We start from the raw sequence: 22547 nt of genomic DNA on the forward strand, positions 1-22547 counted from the left end.
ATAGTCAATTTAATTTATAAATTATTTAATTATTTGAAAGTTTATAATTTTTTAAACTCAAATTTTGGATACCCTCTCTGCTTATCATCATTATAAAAGTCAATAAACCTAAATTTCCAGTAAAAGTCGTTAACATCCTTGAAAATATACGTAACATAATCTTTTGCGGTATAAATTTCACCATTAAGTTCAAAGTCTTTCCATTCGTGCCCAATGAAACCGGGGGATTTAGAGAATGAATAATTGTCAATATCATTTAAAACAATATCAGAAAATGGTCTTAATGAATCGCTTGTAACTTCAGTTAATGTATGATTAATCATCACACCTGTCACACCATAAGGCAAAAGCGAATTATTAAACGGCAGGAATGCAAGATACCTTGTAAACAGAATATCCCAATCCTGCTTTTCCGGCTCTAATTCAAGAGCTTGTTCAGGATAGTCAAAAGAAAACATTATGTAATTATACTTGTTATTTCTTGGAATTGAAGCAGTGGATTCATTGCTACCGTCAAGCTCTGCAAATTTAATTTTATAGCCTTCAAAATTTGCAGATAAAAGTTGCATTTTCACAAATCCCATCCTCTTTCCTTCTATATCCCTTCCCCGATTAATGATATATACATGATTTTTTGATTGAGCTTCATTGCCACCATCCACCCACCATTTTCCTATAGAATAGTTTTCAAAATCACCGTTTGTCGAATCATATTTAAATTCAGCTCCGCTTCTGCTTGTTACAGAGCTGAAATCAACAGGACCCATATCGGCTGCTTCCATAAGCTTGGCACCGTTCAGAAGGATAAAATATTCCTCGTCATAGCACTGAAAAGCTAAATCCCATGCGTCACGGTGATTTTCTTTAATAACTAAGTTTTTTTCAAAATTGAAATATATCTGATTTGTATAATCAGGCGACATTTCAACAACAGTCACCTTAGTATCTCCACGAGGATAAGGCTTCACTGGCAGCTCTGTATCAAAACAGCCTGTAATTATAAAACCTGATACTATTATATATATGATATAATTTTTCATATTGATTATTTAATATTAAATCTAAAACTTGCACTAAATGTTCTTCCCCAGGCAACCGGATTTGTTGCAGAACCATCTGCATGAAATCCACCAGTTGAACCTATTCTGTCAACTTCAGTTACATCAAATAAATTTCTTATTCCGAGAGTAAATGTAATCATTTTATCAATAAAATCACGTGAAAGTGACATATCCATTGTATGAAAATCTCCTATTTCGAACTGATCATACTCTACATCACTTACAGCAAAAAAACCTACAAGGCGTCCAGTAAATTTGTAAAAGGCATTAAGTCTCAAATCCCAAAATGGCAGATTATAAATCAGGTTTGTCATAACTTCAGGTGTAAAAATCACTTCGGTCGAACCTATTAATCCACTCGAGCGATACTGCCGACCGGTATAAGAAAATCCGATTCGAGAATTAATATTTTCTCTGATATAGCTAAGTGCGATATTGCCACCCATAGTATGAAATTCGCCGATATTAATATATGAATATAAATCACCCTCAATATTGGCTAACGAAATTAAATCCTTAACATTGTTATAAAATAAACCACTTTCAATCTTGAAAGAATGCATTTCTGAGGTTGAATGATAGTTGATGCCCAAAATATAGCTGTCTGAGGTTTCCGCTTTTAAATCAGTATTGCCGAGTATATTATGATTAATGTCAACAAACATAAAGTGAAGCTCCTGAAGCGAAGGAGCGCGGAATCCCTTAGCATATGAGCCTCTGAAAGACCACTTGCTGTTTAAATCATATTTAATGTTAAGTGATGGCACGACAGGAGCTTCATACTTTGTATTATGAATAAATCTTACAGATGGCTGTAAAATCAAATTATCAAAAACCGATGCTTGCAAAGACCCGAAAAGGGCATAATCACCAACCTCACGCTCACGTAGATCTATCCTCCTGCCCGCTGCAGTACTTAAGTGCAAATCAATGCCTGCCTGATAACTGACAGATTTCAGTATATTGTCATGGCTGTAAACAGCCCGAAGCATCCAGTTGTCAAATGTGTTTGTATCCTGATCAGCAGGGTCAGCAGTCATCCGTTCATTGAGTGTAACAAGGTCTTTGAAGTATGTATTCTTTGTTCTTGTAAAGGTAGAATAATTTGCTATTATATCATAAAAACGATTTTTCGCTACCTCACCCTTCATTGAAAGTGTATTAGTTAGTCTCAGAGTTTTATAATGGTCATCAAATGCTGTCTCGCGATATGGTGCACGTGGCATTCCGCGATTAAGGATGTATTCATTAAAATATTGTCCCTGATACCTTATTGAAAAATTATCACCGAAGTGATTAAGCTGAACATCTCCAAAATACTGTTCCTTAGGCTTCCAGCGCTTGAAGCGAGAGGTATCAATCTCTGAAAATCCATCGAAAAAGTTTCTTCCGCCTGAGGCAATTATATTATTTCTGCCGAAATTATAGCCGACAATACCATCAAAATTATAAATACCAACAGATTCGTAAAATGAATTTCCATTTATGAAATAACTGTCTTCAACAACATCTTTTGTAATAATATTGACAACACCACCCAGAGCATCCGTACCGTAAATTGCAGACATAGGACCTTCCACAATCTCTACTCTTCGGGCATTATTAAGATTAATCTGACTAAGGTCAATATTGCCGTTCAACCTGCCGACCACCGGAACACCATCAATCATAATTTTGACATTCTGTCCCGAAAGTCCATTTATGCTCATACTGCTACCAAGAATATTGTCCTGACTGACTCTGATATTCATTTCAGTCATCATCAGCTCTCGCAGATTGAAAGCCGATTGGGCAACAATTCGCTCTTCGGAAATAGCATTGATTTTATAAACAGATTTTTGACTGCTTTGCGGCGTAAATTGTCCGGTTGTTACTATTTCATCAAGAACAAAAACTTTTCGATTAAGCAGTATCTTACAATCTTCCTCAGTATTAATTGTTTTTGCAAATTTCTCGTAGCCTGTATGGTTAACTGAAATCAAAAAAGGCAGATTACAGTCCACAACCGCAGTACCAGTTTTATTTGTCATCTGAGATACTAAGGTGTCTTTTGAATTCATAGCTTTTAAAATTACAAATCGGGCATAAGAAATTGGCTCACCTGATTCGGAATCAAAAATTTCAATTCTTGTTTTAGATTCCGAATTTGTAAGAATAAATAACAGAAATATAGGATATAGTATGTATTTCATTCCACAAAATAATTTTCTTTACTTGACTAAGTTTAAAAATACTAAATTTTTCTGAAATTAAAAAGGATTAATTCAATAATGAGGTTTATTCCTATTATAAAACTAAAATTATATCAACTCTTTCGTATAATATTATTTATTTAGATATAATTATTATACTTTTGCATATATGAAATATATAAATTCAAATTTTAATGAATATTAATCTGCAAAATTATATAAAATCAGGTTATAGATCAGTTGAGGGCTGGTATTCTCAGGATTCTCTCCGGATTATAAATCATATTAATTCTTATCAAATTAATAATTTAATTTCCGGAAATATTGCTGAAATAGGAGTTCATCATGGTCGTTCCTTGATTTTACTTTCGCTGATGATGGCAAGTAACGAAAAATGCTTTGCAATAGATTTATTTGAAAATCAATTTGAGAATCCGGAGTTATCAGGCAAAGGTAACCTTGCAATCGTAAAGAATAATTTGACAAAGTTTAACTGCCCGATTGAAAGAATTGAAATTATAAGTTCGAATTCAAAAGATGTAAATGCAGATTACTTGATTGGTAAATCAGGTGAAAAGATACGTTTTTTCTCACTTGATGGCGGTCATAGTGCTGACGTCGTCGAAAGCGATTTGAAATTAGCCGAGTACTGTCTTGCTAAGGGTGGTATAGCGTTATTAGACGACTATTTTGACCAGTCATGGCCAGGAGTTTCAGAGGGACTTATGAGGCATTTACTTCTCAATGATTCCAACTTGATTCCTTTTGCAATATTTGATGATAAAATAATGATGACCAACAGTAGAGAATTAATTATTCGATATCAAGAACATCTGAATAAATTACAACCCGAATTTTTAATCAAATCAATAAAATTTATGGATGCGGATTGCATTGTGATTTCAAAATCAAATAGTAAGATTAAGGATAAATTAAGGCAAAGCAAATTATGGCAAATCATGAAGAATAAAAATATCGGTAAATTGTTAAGAAAATCAGTAAAATAAATTGTGAAATAATCGTTAAGTTCGTAAAATAATGAAAAAGTATTTTTAAATAAAAATGAGTATAATAAATGAAAGGTAAAAGTTTAATATCTATTAACGACTATACCAAACAAGAACAGATTGAGATTTTGGAACTTGCATCTCACTTCGAGAAAAATCCAACTCAAATGATACTTGACGGATATGTTGTAGCAACTCTTTTCTTCGAGCCATCAACACGCACACGACTCAGCTTTGAAAGTGCTGTAAATCGCCTTGGAGGAAAGATTATAGGTTTTTCCGATACATCATCAACAAGTGTTCAGAAAGGAGAAACTCTCAAGGATACTATTCTTACAGTAAGCAACTACTCAGACTTAATTGTAATGAGAAATCCTATCGAAGGTAGTGCAAGATATGCCAGCGAAGTGGCTACTGTTCCGGTAATAAACGCCGGTGACGGAGCAAACCAGCATCCTACCCAAACTCTTCTCGACCTATATTCCATCAAGCAAACTCAAGGCACACTTGATAATTTGCATGTAGCATTTGTCGGTGACCTGAAATACGGCAGAACTGTACATTCCCTTGTAATTGCTCTTTGCAACTATAATACTACATTTCATCTTGTGTCACCGGATGAGCTAAAACTGCCGAGTTCCGTTAAAATGCATATAAAAAATAATAATCTGGATTACCATCAATATACCGATATGTCAGATATAATAAGTAAATCAGACATTTTATATATGACAAGAATTCAGCGTGAGAGATTTTCAGACCCGCTGGAGTACGAGAGAGTTAAGGATTTGTATATTTTAGAAAAAAGCATGCTCGAAAATGTAAAGGAAAACATGAAAATCCTGCATCCTCTACCAAGAGTGAACGAGATTTCTGAAAATGTTGATGACTTGCCACAGGCATATTATTTTCAACAGGCACTTAACGGCGTATTTGTGAGACAAGCATTGATAACAACTATTTTAGGGTTAAAATAATGGCAAAAGAATTAATTGTTTCAGCCATTGAAAATGGCACCGTAATTGACCATATTCCAACAAAAAGCGTTTTTCAGGTAATCAAAATATTGAACCTTGAGAATGTTGAGAATCAAATTTTATTCGGAATTAATCTTGAGAGTAAAAAGTACGGTAAGAAGGGCATTATCAAAGTAAGAAATAGATTTTTTGAAAGTTCAGATATTAACAAAATATCACTTGCAGCCCCTAAAGCAACTTTAATTGTGATAAAAGATTTTCAGGTAATTGAAAAGAGTACTGTTGAAATTCCTGATACAATCGAAGGGATTGTTAAATGCTTTAATCCAAATTGCATAACAAATGTACAAAATGTTGATACCAAATTTAAAGTAATATCAAAAGATAAAATCGTTCTTCAGTGCCATTATTGTGAAAAAAATACAGTAGAGAAAAATATAGTATTCAAGTAAATTCTGATAAGATTCGTGGCTACAAAACATATCCATTAGCCTTTGATTCTTCTTACCGGAGTTTTTTATAAGTATTCACTCCTTACTGCACTTGAGAATTATAACAATCCGGCTCTACTGATTGAGAATAAAAAAACCGGCACCTATTAAGGATGCCGGTTTTCCAAAATTAATCACAAAATCAAATTAAGATTTTCTAACCTCAAGAGCAACAATCTGACTTCTTTCGGGATATTTGACATTAAGAATGATAACATCGCCTTCACTTTTAGAGTCAATGATTTTCTTTAGGTCGCCCGGTGATTTGATTGATTTTTTGTCAGCTTCAGTTATAACTGCTCGATTAGCAAGTCCACGGTCTGCAGCCATGCTGAATCTTTTTACATCGCTAACTATTACACCATAATCAACACCATAATCTTTCTTGATTTTCGAATCAATCGGAGCAATAGTAAATCCAAGAGATTCAAATTTTACCGGTGCGTTATCCTCAGGTTTGGGTTCATTTTCTTTTTTATTTGGAGTAGAAGCAGCTAAATCATCTTCTTCGCGTGCTTTTAGAGTTACGGTTTTAGTTATGGTTTTGCGGTCTCTCCAAAGTCTGACATTTATTTTATCACCTGCTTTGTAGAATACAATTCTTGATTGCAGTTCGCTCGGTGAATTGACTTCCTTCCCATCAACATCAAGAATTACATCACCGCTTTCTATACCGGCTGCTTTTGCAGCTCCGTCCTCGACCAATCCATCAACTAAAACACCGCGAACTTTGTCTAATCCTAAACCCTTTGCCATAGTTTCATCAACATCTTTTATAAAAACACCGATGTAACCACGGTCAATTTTTCCGTCCTCAATCAAGTCATCAATGACTGCTGTCATTAAATCAACAGGAATAGCAAAGCCATATCCCATAAATGTTCCTGTACGTGTAGCAATAGCAGTATTTATTCCAACCAGACTTCCATTTAAATCAAAAAGTCCACCACCACTGTTGCCCGGGTTAATCGCAGCATCAGTCTGTATGTAATGTTCAATTGATGCACCACCGCGACCGCTTATTCTTCCACGTCCGATAGCACTTACAATACCGCTTGTTACAGTATGCTCAAGCCCCATTGGATTTCCGACAGCAAGTACCATTTCACCGATACGAATTTTATCCATATCGCCTATGTGTGCAACCGGCAACCCTTCAGCTTCAATTTTTAGAAGTGCAAGGTCTGTATATGGGTCACGACCAATCAGACTGGCAGTATATTCTTTCTTATCAATGGTTTGGACTTTAATACCCTTATCGGTAGCATTTTCAACTACGTGATTATTTGTTACAATATATCCGTTTTCGGATACAATCACGCCTGAGCCGCTACCTCTGGTGAGATTTGGACCATCTTCTCCTTCAGGTCCACCAAAAAATCTAAAGAAATCATGGAACTCATCTCTTGGCATACTACCGCGTCCCTTGATTTCGGTTTCTACATTGATATACACAATTGTAGGCAGGACAGCAGCGCTGGCTGAAGACATAGCATCATTGATAATCTTCATAGCGTTATCCATCTGGACAGGCGCTACTGAAGCTCCGATTTTAGTTTTTTCATTTGCGAAAAGCGGGCTTAGTACATCTGAATTCAATGAACTAATTAATAATATGCCCATAAATATTCCAATTCCAACCAATAACACTGAGACTATGATAGTCTTTTTCATAATTATATTACTCCATTAAATTGTGATGATATTTGTAGATAATAACGATTTTTCAAGCAATTTCTTGTATTGATATATCTAATTATATAAGTTCGATTTAACTTGAAAAAAGTTTCAATTTCTGAGTTAATATATAATATTTTTTTATTGCTATATGTTCACCATTATAATAACAAAAAAGTCTGCATAAGAATTTTCCCTGCAGACTTAATTTGTTTACTGTACAATAATTTTAGTAATTCATCAAAGTTCCCTGACGCTCTTTAGCAGCTTTGTCCCATTCGGTAACTACTGTTTCAAGTAGTTTAATTTTATCATTCTTTTGAGCTTCGATATCAATACCGACAAACTTCTGAGCTTTTTCTTTTGTAGAAACATCCGGTAGAGAATATGGTATCGGTTGCCCAAGTTTAGTCAGTATCACATTAATTTCGCCTCTTGCTTTTTCAGCTTTTTGAATAGCGGTACCAAGCACTCTGAGTGCTTCGACAGGAGAATGGAAACCAACACCGTTGGCAGCGGCTACCCAGTCCCAACGCCACTGTGCGTGTCTGATGTTTTTCAGAACCGGTGCCATGTCAGCTTCGCTTGCTCCGGCATCCCATGCAGCTTTTGCTTCAATATGTGCAGCCGCTATAGCTTTTTCGGCAATACGTCTGATTTCCAGAACTTTATCCTGACGTGAATATACATCATTACGAAGTTGCTCCTCACTTTCTCTATGGCAGGTCTGGCAGGCATTTGCAATGTTTTGAAGCGGACTGCCGATATGATGGTCTGTAAATTTAATACCACCTTCTACCTTATATGGCATGTGGCAATCAGCACAAGAAACATTGCGGGAAGCATGAACTCCGGTCTTGTAAAGTTCATAATCAGGGTGCTGTGCTTTAAGCATTGGTGCTCTGCTTAGTTTATGTGTCCAGTCGGAGAACTCAATATTATCATAATATTCTTCCATATTATCAGCAGAAAAACCTTTATCCCATGGAAAAACAAGATACTTATTATCTTTTTGGAAATAATATTCCACATGGCACTGAGCACAAACAAGTGAACGCATATCCTGATTTGAAAATTCCTTCATGCTTTTGCCCTGCCTTTCAAATGCTTCCACAAGAGCCGGTCTTGTGATTCTAAGTTTCATAGTTTTCGGGTCGTGGCAATCCTGACATCCAATCGGATTAATGATTTCTTCACCATATTCAATCCATTTCTTATTGTAAAAATTCTCAACTCCCACGGTATTCATCATTCGAGGAACATCAGTACTTTTACAAGTCCAGCAAGTAGCAGGAAGTGGGCTATTGTCAACTCCACCTGTTCTCAAGGTCTGGCGGACATCTTTTACAGCATGCAAATGGCCTCTGCCTTGTTTGTAATCAATTGAAAAAGGATATCCAGCCCAGAGGATTACCAATTCGGGATATTCTTCTAAATAATCAATAGTAGCAGAACCGCCGTGCAAACTTGCAAAACTTGTATCACCTGTTTTTAAGTAAGATTCCCATTCTTTTGGGAAATTTTCTCCCCAGATTTCATTACGAGGCTCCCACTCAGGAATTTCGCGGACTATTTGAAGTCTTGCCGCTTTTTCTGCACGACGTTCCATAATTGAAGCTGTAAATATCCCTGCAGCAAAAACAACTGCTACTGTCACAAAGAATAGTATCCAGTTGAGCATAGGGTTTCTTTTTTTGTTTTCCATGATTAAAACCTTTAATTTTTTGATTTAATTAATTTCTGAATCCACTCCGGAACTGATGGTGTCTGATCCGGTACTAAAGCATAAGGAGTTGATGCCTGACTATTGCCGATACCGTGCGGTACTGTCCTGTGACAATCCCAGCACAATCTTCCTTCTCCATGCGAGAAGGCTTTACCTGTGTGACTTGCAAGTCCTGACTCGCCCAACTGCTTTTCGTGGCAGCGAATGCAATTGTCTTGAACAACTTTTATCCCGGAAGGTTTGATTTGAATGATATCAGGTTCAGTTTTAAGTGTAAATACCGTTGCATGACGCATACCATCACTTGCCTTGAACATATATTTTCTGAATATATTATCATGAGGTACATGACAATCGCTACAACTCACACTTCTGCCATGGCTGCTTTTTGACCAGGTTGCATAGTGTGGGGTCATTAGATGGCAATTGATACAAGTTCTCGATTCATCGCTCAGGTATGAAGAAGCATTGGATAAATGAAAAGCTGTAATTCCCACGCCAAATAATATTCCGACTAAAACCAGCACTACTGACTGCCAGTTTTCAGGCGGCATTATTCTTTTAAGTAATTCAATAATTTTCTTCATATAAATTTCTTTTATATAATCAGAACAATAACTCTGATTTAAAAATAACATTATTTCCTTAGACTACCAAATTTATTTTCCAAAAATTAAATAATTCAATGTAGAAAGATAAAAAATAATAATAATATTATTATCTGACATCTTTTTATCCATTATTTTATAAACCTATTTCAGGACAAGACCTTCGCTCACTTTCCCCATTTGCCAAAGGGGGCAGAGGGATTTGACATTACATCACAATTTATCCGCAAGAATCGCTGATTACTTTGATTAAAAGATTTCACGAATTTGATTTCTCAACAATGGAGCAAGCTCCATTGCGACAATTAATCATTTTGAGGGCAGGTTTGCTTAAAACTTCGTCAATTACTTGGCTTAACAGAAAATTGTTTTTGTCTGAAATATTCCAAAATATCTTCTTTAGGCAAATTGACTAATTTTTGGCTTAATCTGTCTCTTTGCTCACGCATATATTTGACTGCATCAAATTTCTTGTCAATCGCTTTCATAATTTTCAAATTCTCTTGGTGAACGAATTTCTAATAATTTATATCCATTTTTTATGTTTATGGCATTATATCCTCTTATTCTCTAAACATTTACTATATGCTTAAAATTCCAGCTCACTAAATAATCAGAATTATATATTGTTGCTAATGAGATATGTAAACAATCGGCAAAACTTGTTTTCCCAACAACTTTTTCGTTTATATATTCATTAGCTAAATCAATAACATCACTTGTTGTTTCAAGGAATTCAGTGTTCGATGAATTTAGATTGTTAACAAGATTCTTTACATTTTGTGGTGCATTTTCAAGTTCGTCCTGAATGACAGCAGAATACAAGAATATAAAATCGCCATTCCTTAACCTTTCAAATAAAGGAATTGTGTGCTTGGAGAATTCCTCATCGAAGTAACCTCCATAAACTGAAGTATCAATATATAATCTTTGCTTCATTGAATGTTAAACGCAATGAATTGAATATTATTTTCAATATCATTTAAATAGGATATTTATTGCTATCTACTTAATATAACAAAGTCAAACTCTACACTTAATTACTTTTCTCAATACATCCGACGTTTTATATTTCCTTCAGAATCACTCATTATGTAGCTTAAAAGATTTCGCGGATTTAAAAAAAACACAACAAGAAAAATCCCTCAGTTCGTAAACTTCCGAAGTTTTGAAAACTTCGGAAGTTTTAAAATGGGGTCAGAATCGCTGATTAAACGGATTAAAAAAAAATCGCGAATTGCAAAAAGCAAGGGCAGGTTCCGAACCTACCCCTACGGTATTTCACATCTTCACAAATTTCTCCACCTTATTCCCAATTCTGATGAAATACACTCCTGCGGGCAGATGAGATACATCAATTCTTAGTCCCTCTCCAATTTGGAGAGGGGTTGGGGTGAGGTCTTTGATTTCTATTCCAAGTACATCAAATATTTGCACTTTATCAGTCGTAGCAAAGGGCTGAAGCCCTGTGTTGCTGAGCTGGATTGTAATAAAATCACTTGCAGGATTTGGGTGGACAATTATGCTCCTCTCACTATCGGGATTGCTTATACTTGTTGCACCTTTCGATATTACAGATATTTTGACTGTATCTGAAAATCTTGGTGCACATTCATTATAATGGTTGACTTTAGCAAAATAATACCCTGCATCCGAAAAGCCAATATCTTTAATATATCTGTACCACATACCGTATTCTGCTTCTGTTTTATCTATTAATCTTGGTGTGCCGGAAAGGCTTGCCATATAATATAGTTCGACAGATATTGGTAATTGAGGTTCATTATCAAAAAGAATATATATAAGTGTGTCTCTGTCTTCATTTGCTACATTTTTTGATATTGGTTGCCGTTTTATATCAGGCTTTGGTTTTACTTTAAATACAAAACCGGCTGGTGAAGAAACTGAATAATCTTGCTCATTGGGATCTCCTGAGATACTCGCCCTTAAATAGAAAAGACCATTATCAATTTTTCTAAGACTTTTAAAATGCAATACATTTGTCCTGCAGCCACTATAAAATTCAGGATTACAATCAAATCGTATATCAGATCGCCATAGGTAATCTATTTTATTATTATTCGGCTTCATATAAGTAAAATAGAATCGCAATGATGTGGTATCATCTTCACAAAACTCTCTGTATTGATTTAGTGGGTCCCTGCCTTCGAAATCATTTAAATTATCACGAACTGTTACTGTATCGGATTGGCTCATTCCACAGTCATTATAAATAGCTATACTATATTTTTCGTCTATATCTCTATCTCTTACAAAAAATTTAGATAAAGCTCCCATTGAATAAGCCGGATTCGGAATATCATAATAACTCATTTTATAGTCATCTAATTTAATAGAATCAAATAAACTGTCATTTTCATAAACATTCATTACTGAATTGCATGATTTTTTTAAAAATACACGTAATGAGATTCTTTTGTAGCCCAAAAAAGTACCTGTCATAGAATCAATACGAATAGCTATGACTTCAGGTTTTGTACAAATCTCAACATCAACTTCATTTGAAAAAACGGCATAATTAATACTATCAATTCTTGCTTCAAGTTTATATTTTCCTGCATCATTCATTTCAATTGGATTGAATTTAAGCTCGTCAGAAAATACTCCCTGAACATTTTCTTTGTGATAAAATGCTTTGCCATCTTTAAACCATCTGAAAGTTAGTTTATGATTTTCAGGATTTTCTATCTGTGATTTGATTGTTTCGAAATTACCTAAGCATGTGTATATGCCGTTAATTGAAATATCGAGAAGTATAAGATTTTTTATTAGTCTGACTGTTTTGGTTGTGACTGTTCCGCATTTGCCTTCTAATTCTGCAAAGTAATAAGTTGTGTCAGGAATATTTTTAGTATTAATACTTAATTTGCTACTGCTTACTCCATCGTATATTTCGTTGTTTTCTAATTTATGACTTGTTAAATTGTCAAATAAAAACCATTGAATTTTGACAAATTCTTTATTATTTTCTGCTTCAAAAATTTCTAAACCATTAATATGTGCTTCAAATTCAAATGAAACCGTTTCATTATTCAGGGTAGTTAATATATCCTGAGGCTCTTTTGTTATATTAGTCGGTCTGAGTGCATATACAGTTGCGGCGTTTGATTTTATTGTGAGTTCCGAATTTGATACTTCGCAATGATAAATTCCTGAGTTGATGTGTTGAAGATTTTCTATATAAATTACAGGTGTATTTGCTTCATTTATTTTTTGATTGTCTTTGTACCACTGAAAATTTAATTGCTGATTTGATTCCGAGAAAGCCGAAACACTTAAAGAAATTGCCTTTCCGACACATTCCACTTTTGAAGATGGATGAGATGTGATTGTTATGTCATTAGAAAATACTAATGAATATGATAAAAATAATACAAATATATAAATGATTCTCATATTAGATTCTCCTTATTTCAATCAAATTATGGATTGAAAATTCTAAAATTAAGCTGCCAGTTATTTTTATACTTAATTGTTTATAAAATTTTGAACATTATTCTAAAAAACGAAATATAAACCATCATATTGATTAAAATGAAAAATACTCTTGCATTTTCAATGTATAAAAACATACTGACAGCCATTATTATTTTAAACTATTTTACAATTCCGAAGTTACCACTAATTCTTACCATGTCATTATGCTTAATCATAAAAGCATAAGTACCACTTGTAAGTTTGTGTATATCAAGTTGTATATCTTTATCCAGTTGGCTTATTGAGAAACTTTCAATCAAAACCAAGTTTCCGGCAATATCATAAACTTCAACAGAATAAATTCCTTTCGCATCAGAAACAAAATTTAAATTTAGAATATCATTTGCCGGATTTGGAAAAACTACTAATTTATCTCCATACCCGGAAAGATAAGTTTCTTGATTATTTATAGTTTGCTTAAGAGAAGGATTTTCGCATACAGCAAAGCAGGCATCTTCTGGATTCTGTTCATCTATTGGGCATATCGGATTAATGCCTAATGTAGAAACATGAGTTGGTGGTGGGTGTAATTGTCCTGTAGCATCTTTACAGATTTGCCATACTTCTCTACAGCATTGTGTTAAATTTTTGCAGGGCACTAATTTTTTTAGATTACCTCCTCCTGTATAGGGATCTATTTCATATTGCCAGCAAGATGCGTAACTAACAGAAATATTGGTTGTACAAGAACTATTGCTTAATCCTGCGAAGCAACTTGTAAAAGGTACCTTTTTTTCCAAAAGTAGAAATGTCATTTCTCGGACAAGCTCATAGACAGTTCGATTACCTTCGCATGCGGGACCATTTTCAAGACTTCCTACAATTGAATCAATTCTAAAATCACACCAACTCATTCCAGCTTCCGGGCAATCTACAAATCTGTATGACCAATGAACATCATATTTACAAGCTGGGTAAAGGAGATCTGGTAGTGGTTCAATTCCTTGATAAACAAACTCAATTTCAGGACAAATATAGTCATTGCAATAAGGACTATCTCCATAAGAAAAAATATCAACCTTCTGTAACGGTAATAATAAAGTAATTATTACAAGAAAGTACATAGCTCTGATACCGTAATATCTTTTGTTTAGTACCTTATTAAAACTTTCAACAATTGAAAGCTTAGCTTTCATTCCAAAACCTGAAGTTCCGGCAGAATCCCTTACTACATAGCTGTGTTTCCGGGGGGGGGGGGGGTTAAGTTCTTTAAATACATATACTTAGCTCCTTTTAAGAAATTAGTAAAAATTATAAATAATGATTTAACATAATATATGTTAAATTACTTTCCAAAAATATTTTTCAAATAACATAATTTTTCAAATACAATTTAGTAAATATTTTAATATCTACCAAATATTTTACAAAATTATTTAGCTATTTATACAAAAAAAGCGAACTCATATGTTCGCCTTTATCAAAATATCAAATAATAATTGATTAACTCAATAATTCACATAGATATCTCTTCTCTGCACTAATTTTCCATCAAGCCAAATCTCGTCAGGAGTGCCGCCCCATTTATCAACAAAAATCTGTTTATTTCTCATTAATCTTTGCTGATAAGCATCATTGCCTTCATCGGCAAAGCTGCGTGAACGATAGTGATGAATAAAGACATATTTCAGAATAAACGTTTTATATCCTGCGATTTGAGCTCTCATACAGAAATCATCATCTTCATAATTTCCGGGAGAGAAAATTTCATCAAGACCACCAATTTTATCAATTACTTCACGCTTAATCAAAGTGCAGAAAAACGCTACACGTGGGAATTTCATCATTTGTCCCGCATTCTCACGCCTGACTTTTACCGCATAGTCAAGCATTTCCTGCATAGTTTGATATTTGGCATTTCTATCAATCTGATAGCCGCTGATATTATTTGAAATTGGTCCGACAAGCCCGTTCTCAGGCGACTTTTCAATCGCTTCAATCATATCTTCAAGCCAATTCGGAGTGACAACCGTATCATTATTTCCAATCAAGATATAACGCCCTTCACACTGCCTCAATGCCTGATTAACACCCTTCGGAAAGCCAACATTCTCAGGATTTGAAATTACTTTAACATTATTTTGACTGTGCTCCAATTCAGCGAAATAATGCGGAATATTATCATTACTTCCATTATCAACAAGCACAAGCTCAAACGGGGAATTAGTGAATTTATAGATTGAGTCTATACACTCTTTTGTATATTCGTACTGATTTCGTGCAAGAATAATAATTGAAGTCAAATTTTTATGTTTACTTGTTTTAGCAACACTCGGCGACTGATGAGTATTATTGGAATTAATCTTGCTTGGTTTGAACCAGTTAATTCCCCAAATTTCCATTGGACTTGGCACATTACCCGCGCCGTAATAATTCTCAAGTTTACGATATAAACAATCTGTACTTTCCTGAACTAATCTATCTGTATGCGATTTGTTTTCAGTCTTAAAACTTGCCTGCCCAACGTGATAAACAAAAGCATCAAGAGCTACAGCAAGTTTTCCGCCGTTAGTGCGTATTCTCCAGCTTAACTCAAGGTCGTCATTGCCAAGGAATAAATCCTCATCTAATCCGCCATGCTTCTCAATAAATTCACGTCTCACAGCAAGACAAAATCCCATCAAAACCTTTACATCAAGATTTTGACCCGAATATTTTCTAACCAAATAATTTGAAATATCACCAAGGGATTTTATTTCAATTTCATCTTTTACATAAAGCTCCAGCTTTTGATTTCCGGCAACACTATTTGATAGTGGTCCGACAGCAGTAATATTTTCATCTGAAAAATGTGAAGTTAAATTATCAAGCCACCCATGCGTAACGATAGTATCAGGATTAAGCAACACGATAACAGGGTTCTTGCTAAGTCTTATGCCGACATTATTACCTGCAGAAAAACCAATATTCTCATTATTTTGTATAATTTTAAAGCGACTATCGCATGAAATTATTTCCTTAATTAATTGTATTGTATTATCTTTCGAATTATTATCAACAACAATAACCTCATCTACATGTCTTAAATATTCCTTCACAGACCCCAAACATTTTTCAATAGTAGCAGAGGAGTTGTAGGTTAGGATGATAATTGAAGCGGGGAAAGAGGTATTAGCATTTTCCGCTATTTTTATATTACTCAATATCTTGTATTCTTTTATCTTTTGAGGCTTAACAACAGAAATTTTTCTGTCTTCGTGTACTATGAAATCAACTTCAACTTTACCAAGCCATTTCTCGTGAAGTCTCTTGATGCTATTCTGCACTCCTTTAATCCTTTCGGGACCGCTCTGAGACTCCAAATGATAAACAACAGACTTGGGTTGATATACTAATATATATCCTTTTTCCCTTAATTTAAAACATAAATCAACATCTTCATAAGCATTCCAGTATTCTTCATCTAAGCCATTTACTTCAAAATATGCAGATTTATTAAGCATAAGGCAAGCACCTGTAAGTGCTTGGTATTTCATTACTTTATTTACTTCAGGTGCATCTTTTGACATTTTATAATAAATATGTCTTGCAACTAATGGATCCCCAAAAGCTTTATCATTCACAATGCAGACACCTGCATGCTGAATTGTATCATCTTCAAATAAAAGTTTGGAGCCAACTGCTGCAACATTTGTATCAACATTCAATATATTGGTAAGTGGTTCAAGCCAGTTTTCAGTAACAATTGTATCATTATTCAGAAGAAGAATGTAATCATACTTTGCTATCTTGGCACCAATATTATTTGCTTTTGAATAGCCAAGATTTTCAGAATTTCTTATATAAACTAAATTGTTATATTTCTCTTTGTATGAATTAATGATAATTTCAGTATTATCAGTTGACCCATTATCAACAATAATTAATTCAAATGAATTTATATCAGTATTCTTATAAATTGAATCTAAACAGTTATTAGTAAGTTCCGATTTATTGAATACCGGTATTATGATTGAGACAGGAGTATTTTTAGTATTTGACGTTATTGAATTATTTTGCAAATTTTGGTACTTAATAACTCTGCTCTCTAAATCTCTTAACTGATTATTTCTCAAATCGCGTAGAGTTAAATCATTATCATCTCCATAATTGCTATAAATATATTTCATGGTTGTCAGAAAATCTGAAAACTTTTCGTTTGTTAAGCTTTGCTTACCTTGTATTGTCCGATACTCGGCAGTAATCTCATCCACAAACTTGAAATCGGTAAAATTTGATATTCTAAGCCAGTATTCCCAATCCTCGTGAGTTTTCATATTTTCATTAAAGTAGCCAGATAGTTTTATCAGACTGGAGTGGTGCATTACACAAAGTGTTGGAAATAAATTCATTAAAAGCAGCAATCTTTTGGAGTAATCATTCTGATAAACAATTTTTTTTGTGATAGTCTTTTGAAATCCGTATTCTTTTAAAATTATATGTTCATAGGCTTTTGTATAAAAGAATTTGATTTCAGGATGACTATTTGCAGCTTTTACTAAAGTATCAATATGATTCTCATAATAAATATCATCATCATCGAGGTAGCAGATGTATTCACCTTTAGCATTCTTAAGCCCGATATTTCTTGCACCTGCAGCACCTTTGCATACAGGATTTTCAAAGTATCTGACTCTATTGTCATAAAATGATTGAATTAGCCCCGAAACATTCTCACCGCCATCATTAATTACCAGTAATTCAAAATTTGGATAAGTTTGAGCCAAAACGCTGGAAATAGCATCCCTTAGCTGAGATGGTCTGTCTTTTGTAGGAATGATTACTGAAACGAGAGGGCTTGGATTGTTTAAACTATTATTTTCATCATAAAACTCAATTTGTCTTAGTATTCTATTTTTCAAATCAAGAATTTCATTTTCTTTATTGAGTTTTTTGCCTATTTCTAATGCTTCATTTAAAATGAGTGCATTTTCAGGTGAAGTGCCTATAGCTTTTTTGTAATAATTAAAACTAGTATCTAATTCATTTTTGAGGCTTAATACTCTTGCATTTAAAAGATAAATCTCAGATGGTATAAATTGTAAAGATTGAGTTACCCGATTCACTATATCGTTTATAGTTTTAGCATTACTTGCTTTAATTTCAATTTTATTCAACGATAATAATAAATCAATTGTGTTATCTAAATCCTCAAATATTTGTTTATTATTCCTCAAATATTTATTAATAATTTCTTTCGCTTTCTTGTAATCTCCCAAACCAATAAGAGATTTGATAAAAATTTGAATTGATAATTTATCATCATAATAATTATAATAATTCAGAACATTTATTGTATTATAATAATCTTCAAATCTAAAAAGTCCCGAAGCAATTTCAAGCAATGCTTTGTCTTGAGATTTTTCATCATTAAAATCAAAATCAGGGAAAATAACTGACAATGGATTTGATTTAATAATATTTCTTATAACCAAAGACTCAAAAGATTTATCAACTACATCATTTAGTGAAATATTATCATCATGCTTTCTATAGTAATACAACACTTTATCAACTTTGTGAAACTTCGCTTTATTAGCCAAACGTGTCCATAATTCATTGTCTTGTGCTCTTAGGAATTCGGTATTTATTAAGCCTACTTCAATAAGTACATTTTTTTTAAATAATGCACCACCTGAAGTAATTCCGACACCATTTATTATTCTTAGTAATAAATATTTTGTACCGATTGTATAATCAGGTGCCTCAATTATGTCAATCCTTTTCTTTAAAGATTTATCAGTAATTTCAATATTACAATAAATTACATCAGGACTAAATTTTTGAATTATGGTAATATACTCTGAAATTATTTTCTCATGAATAATATCATCGCTATCAAGCCATAATATATATTCACCTTTTGATTCCTTAATAAGACGATTTCTCGCTTTAGGTCTTCCGGAATTATTTTGATAGAAATACTTAATTTTATCTGAATTAAAACTATCAACATTTTGTTTTGTATTATCAGTTGAGCCATCATCAACAATAACTATCTCATAATTATCATAATCTTGATTCAATGCACTTTTAATTGCATCCTTAAGATAATTGCCACGGTTATAAGTGGGTATGCAGATAGAGAAGAAAGGTTTATTATTATAAGTCGAATTCGGATTTGTTTGATTTATTAATTCAATAAATTTAGAATTAATTATCGAACTTAATTCGATAAATGAGGCTTCATTTTTAGTTAATTCAGTCAGTGCTTTGCAAACAACAATATTTTTCCTCATTATGAAATAATTGAAACATTCCATAAATAATTTTGAAGTATTTTCAATATTATGGATGAATGATTTCAAATTAAATAAAAGCATTAACGCAACAATGAATATTGATAAATGATTGGTAATTAATGAGAATATTTGATTGTTAAGCTCAATGGAATTATCATAAATTTTTGAGATAAGTAATAGTTCGTGTGCTTTTGATAAATGACCATTATTGTAACATATTAAAGAAAGATTAAATAATGCGTTTGAATAAGATTTATCATAATTATTATACCAATCTAAATATGGAAAAACTCTTTCTAATTTTATGTTTTCAATAAAATTGTCAATATTTGGAATAAATTTAAAAGGCTTGGCATTACTCAAGTCGTATTGTGGTTTCAATAATCTAATATTTTTTGTAGAAAAAATAAAATAATTACTATTTATAATATTTTGAATTATAAAAATATCAAAATTAAAAAATTGATTTTTTTGCTTAAAATACTCAGTATAAATTTTTTTACTAATTAATAAGCCGCTATTAGGAATTTGATTATTTAATAAATATTGATTTGTTATAGTTTTATTACCAAGTAAATTAATTTCGTTTAAACTTAAAATTTTTTGGTCATTTGTATATAAGTGGAAATTCAATAATATTAAATCAAATTGCTGATAAAGTCTGGTGTTGATACAAATATCATCAAATGCTTCATTAATAAAAATGTCACCTGGATTTATCCACATAAAATAGTCATAATACGAATTAAGTATTGTATCTCTTAATATTTTTTCGATTGAATTATTCTTATCAATAAAAACAACTTCAATAAACATATTGTCATTGAAATATTCTAATTGAAATTCTGAAATTATGACTATCTTAAAATAATTATTCTTTTGTTTTTCAATAGATTGTATTGTAGTATTGAGCTTATTATAATTGTTTTTGTTAATTTTTATGAAAATAAGAAATTTAAATTCAGATTTATAATTTTTATTATTAGAATTTAAATTAGTAAATTGGTGAAAAATATCATAATGCAGTTCGATATTAAATTTATTTTGAACTAGTTCTCTATATTTATGTGGTTCAAATATATCAATTGTAATTAATTCTACAGCTTCGTCAACTGTTTTAAAAATATATTCGCTACCAAATATTTTTTCAGGCATTTTATAATAATCATGGATAATTGGTTTGCATCCCATTGCCATAGCTTGAAGAATATTCAGAGGAAGACCTTCAATAAAACTAGTGCTTAATATATAACTTTTATCTTTGAGCCAGTCATTTACATTTTCTACAAATCCATCGTATATTAAATGATCTTTTAGTCCTAATCTTTCAACTGAATATTCAATAAATTGTTCAATAACTTTATCTTGTTTTGAGCCTATCCAAAATAATTTATATCGTTTATCAATTTTTACTAATTTGCTTAAAATCTGCAGTATAAGTGCCGGATTTTTAACATAATGAAAACGTGAAATGAAAGCAATATTGAAATTTTTAATTTTTATTTCAGGTAATGAATATTTCTTTAAATCTATTGCATTATATATAACTTCTGTTTTAGATAAATCCAAATCAATATGCTTATGTAATTTGTAAAAATCGTCACGAACATTATCATTTATAAAAATTACTTTATCAATATTATTAAAATTAATCAAGTTAACTGAATTGGAGTAAATTTCATATCTATGAATTCTAAGTATTACTTTGCAGGTTTTGGGCATATTACTAGCCAATTCTATCGGGCCATTGCCCCATTCAAACCAAGCGATATCATTATTCTGTAATTCATTAAATATTAATTCTGGAGGAATTGAGGGGTTATAAAAAACTTTCTTTGTTGAAAGACCTATTGAATCATAATATTTTATTATGTCTTCTACAAAATGGAAGTTATTATTATCACCAGCAAAAAAAACAATTTTTTTATTCTTTTGGAAATTATTTTTAGTTTGAGTTGTTTTGATTTTTTCCAAACCTTTTAAAAATTCAATAAGCCTTTTATTAATATTATCTAAGTTTAAATTATCAAATGCAAATTGATAAATTCTATTTCTGATTGTTGAATCTTCTTGATATTTGTCACACAATGCAATTATTTCTTCAAATCTTATTAGACTCTCATTATTTGGTATTGATATAGCATAATTTGGTATTTTATCAAAAGGTAAATCAATTCCACCATAGAAAAAAGGTAATCCCATTGCAAAAAATTGTCTATGTTTTAGTGCTGATACTTCATTTAAACCTTTTAAATATGGACTTAAAACTCCGACTCCCATTTGACAGAGTTGTGATATTTTATCAATTTCTTTTACTGATAATTGCCCATAAATTTTGATATTGTTTTCTAATTTCAGTTCTTTGATTAAGTTTAACTGCTCATTATAAATATTTCCAATAATATGGCAATATATATTATCTTTAAAATTTGATTTTGATATACTCCGAAAAAGTCTTTCTAAACCTTGCCAAGGTTGATAATCCTTTGAAATACACAGGAAATTATACTTGCCGTTAATCATTGGTTCATATTTATCAACTAAGTTAATATTTTTTATATTAATTCCGTTAGGTATTACTATCGAAGATAATTTTTTATTTGCCCTCTTCAACTCATAATTTAAAATTTCTTCTGTTACAGCAGTTATGCCCATAGCTTTTGGTAGAACCACCATTGAATACCTTAGCTCATCATAATATAAAGACTGATTGATATTTAATAACTCTAACTCTTCTTTAGTATGATGTTCAAAGACTACATTAGAGTGCTTAGCTAGGAAATCAGCTAAATATTTATCAGCCAGAGGGTACCGAAGTAAAATAACATCGTAATCACCAAGTAGTATACAATCCTCTAATTCTTCAAATGAATATTTTCTGGATGATTCATAGTTGTATATATCGTATTTTTTTTCTAAATTGATATAACGAAATGAAAATTCTGGATATTCAATATTACCACTTTTTCCTATTACATAAGTGTCAATATCTTTGTGAATATGCTTTAAAGATTTTATTCTTTCATCAATTTTTTCTAACAATTGATAGTGTGTTGAATTGCAGAAGGAGACATACATTAACTTCATTA

12 protein-coding genes and 1 pseudogene are annotated in these 22547 nt (G+C 32.2%); 3 read left to right on the forward strand and 10 right to left on the reverse strand.

Translation table 11 applies throughout. The features are described 5' to 3' along the window. Positions 1 to 41 precede the first annotated feature (41 nt). Both KF896_07830 and KF896_07835 read right to left on the reverse strand, forming a co-directional pair. Positions 42 to 1040 (reverse strand): HmuY family protein, encoded by a 999-nt coding sequence (locus KF896_07830; GenBank protein MBX3043611.1) that lies wholly within the window; start codon positions 1038 to 1040, stop codon positions 42 to 44. A 5-nt stretch (positions 1041 to 1045) separates the two neighbouring features. Next, on the reverse strand, positions 1046 to 3253 hold the full coding sequence (locus tag KF896_07835) for a TonB-dependent receptor (GenBank protein MBX3043612.1): 2208 nt from the start codon (positions 3251 to 3253) through the stop codon (positions 1046 to 1048). 194 nt (positions 3254 to 3447) lie between these two features. Here KF896_07835 and KF896_07840 point away from each other — a divergent pair, with 194 nt between their 5' ends. The 3 genes from KF896_07840 to KF896_07850 all read left to right on the forward strand — a co-directional run bounded on the left by KF896_07840 (position 3448) and on the right by KF896_07850 (position 5689). Next, complete coding sequence (locus KF896_07840; GenBank protein MBX3043613.1) at positions 3448 to 4260, forward strand: class I SAM-dependent methyltransferase; 813 nt, start codon at positions 3448 to 3450, stop codon at positions 4258 to 4260. Positions 4261 to 4328: 68 nt separating this feature from the next. Then, complete coding sequence (gene pyrB / locus KF896_07845; protein MBX3043614.1) at positions 4329 to 5237, forward strand: aspartate carbamoyltransferase; 909 nt, start codon at positions 4329 to 4331, stop codon at positions 5235 to 5237. Next, on the forward strand, positions 5237 to 5689 hold the full coding sequence (locus tag KF896_07850; protein MBX3043615.1) for an aspartate carbamoyltransferase regulatory subunit: 453 nt from the start codon (positions 5237 to 5239) through the stop codon (positions 5687 to 5689). Before pyrB ends, KF896_07850 begins: the two co-directional genes overlap by 1 nt. Before the next feature lie 186 nt (positions 5690 to 5875). On the opposite strand, the gene KF896_07855 is transcribed toward KF896_07850, so the two are convergent. The 8 genes and pseudogenes from KF896_07855 to KF896_07890 form a co-directional block, all read right to left on the reverse strand. Further along, on the reverse strand, positions 5876 to 7402 hold the full coding sequence (locus KF896_07855) for a Do family serine endopeptidase (protein MBX3043616.1): 1527 nt from the start codon (positions 7400 to 7402) through the stop codon (positions 5876 to 5878). Positions 7403 to 7634: 232 nt separating this feature from the next. Continuing rightward, on the reverse strand, positions 7635 to 9086 hold the full coding sequence (gene nrfA / locus KF896_07860; protein MBX3043617.1) for an ammonia-forming cytochrome c nitrite reductase: 1452 nt from the start codon (positions 9084 to 9086) through the stop codon (positions 7635 to 7637). A gap of 35 nt (positions 9087 to 9121) precedes the next feature. Next, entirely contained in the window at positions 9122 to 9706 is a 585-nt protein-coding gene (gene nrfH / locus KF896_07865) for a cytochrome c nitrite reductase small subunit (GenBank protein MBX3043618.1), read from the reverse strand. 374 nt (positions 9707 to 10080) lie between these two features. Further along, positions 10081 to 10227 (reverse strand): hypothetical protein, encoded by a 147-nt coding sequence (locus KF896_07870; GenBank protein MBX3043619.1) that lies wholly within the window; start codon positions 10225 to 10227, stop codon positions 10081 to 10083. Further along, a pseudogene (locus KF896_07875) lies at positions 10214 to 10678 on the reverse strand (PIN domain protein). Before KF896_07875 ends, KF896_07870 begins: the two are co-directional and overlap by 14 nt. Positions 10679 to 11020: 342 nt before the next feature. Next, the gene (locus tag KF896_07880; protein MBX3043620.1) at positions 11021 to 13156 is read right to left on the reverse strand and encodes an immunoglobulin domain-containing protein; all 2136 of its coding nucleotides are present in this window, start codon (positions 13154 to 13156) and stop codon (positions 11021 to 11023) included. A gap of 200 nt (positions 13157 to 13356) precedes the next feature. Continuing rightward, positions 13357 to 14373 carry a T9SS type A sorting domain-containing protein gene (locus tag KF896_07885; GenBank protein MBX3043621.1) on the reverse strand — a complete coding sequence of 339 codons (1017 nt, stop codon included), beginning with the start codon at positions 14371 to 14373 and terminating at the stop codon, positions 13357 to 13359. A gap of 312 nt (positions 14374 to 14685) precedes the next feature. Next, positions 14686 to 22545 carry a glycosyltransferase gene (locus KF896_07890; GenBank protein ID MBX3043622.1) on the reverse strand — a complete coding sequence of 2620 codons (7860 nt, stop codon included), beginning with the start codon at positions 22543 to 22545 and terminating at the stop codon, positions 14686 to 14688. Between the last annotated feature and the right edge of the window lie 2 nt (positions 22546 to 22547).

The organism is Ignavibacteriota bacterium (genome assembly GCA_019637995.1).
Taxonomy (GTDB): domain Bacteria; phylum Bacteroidota; class Ignavibacteria; order Kapaibacteriales; family UBA2268; genus JANJTB01.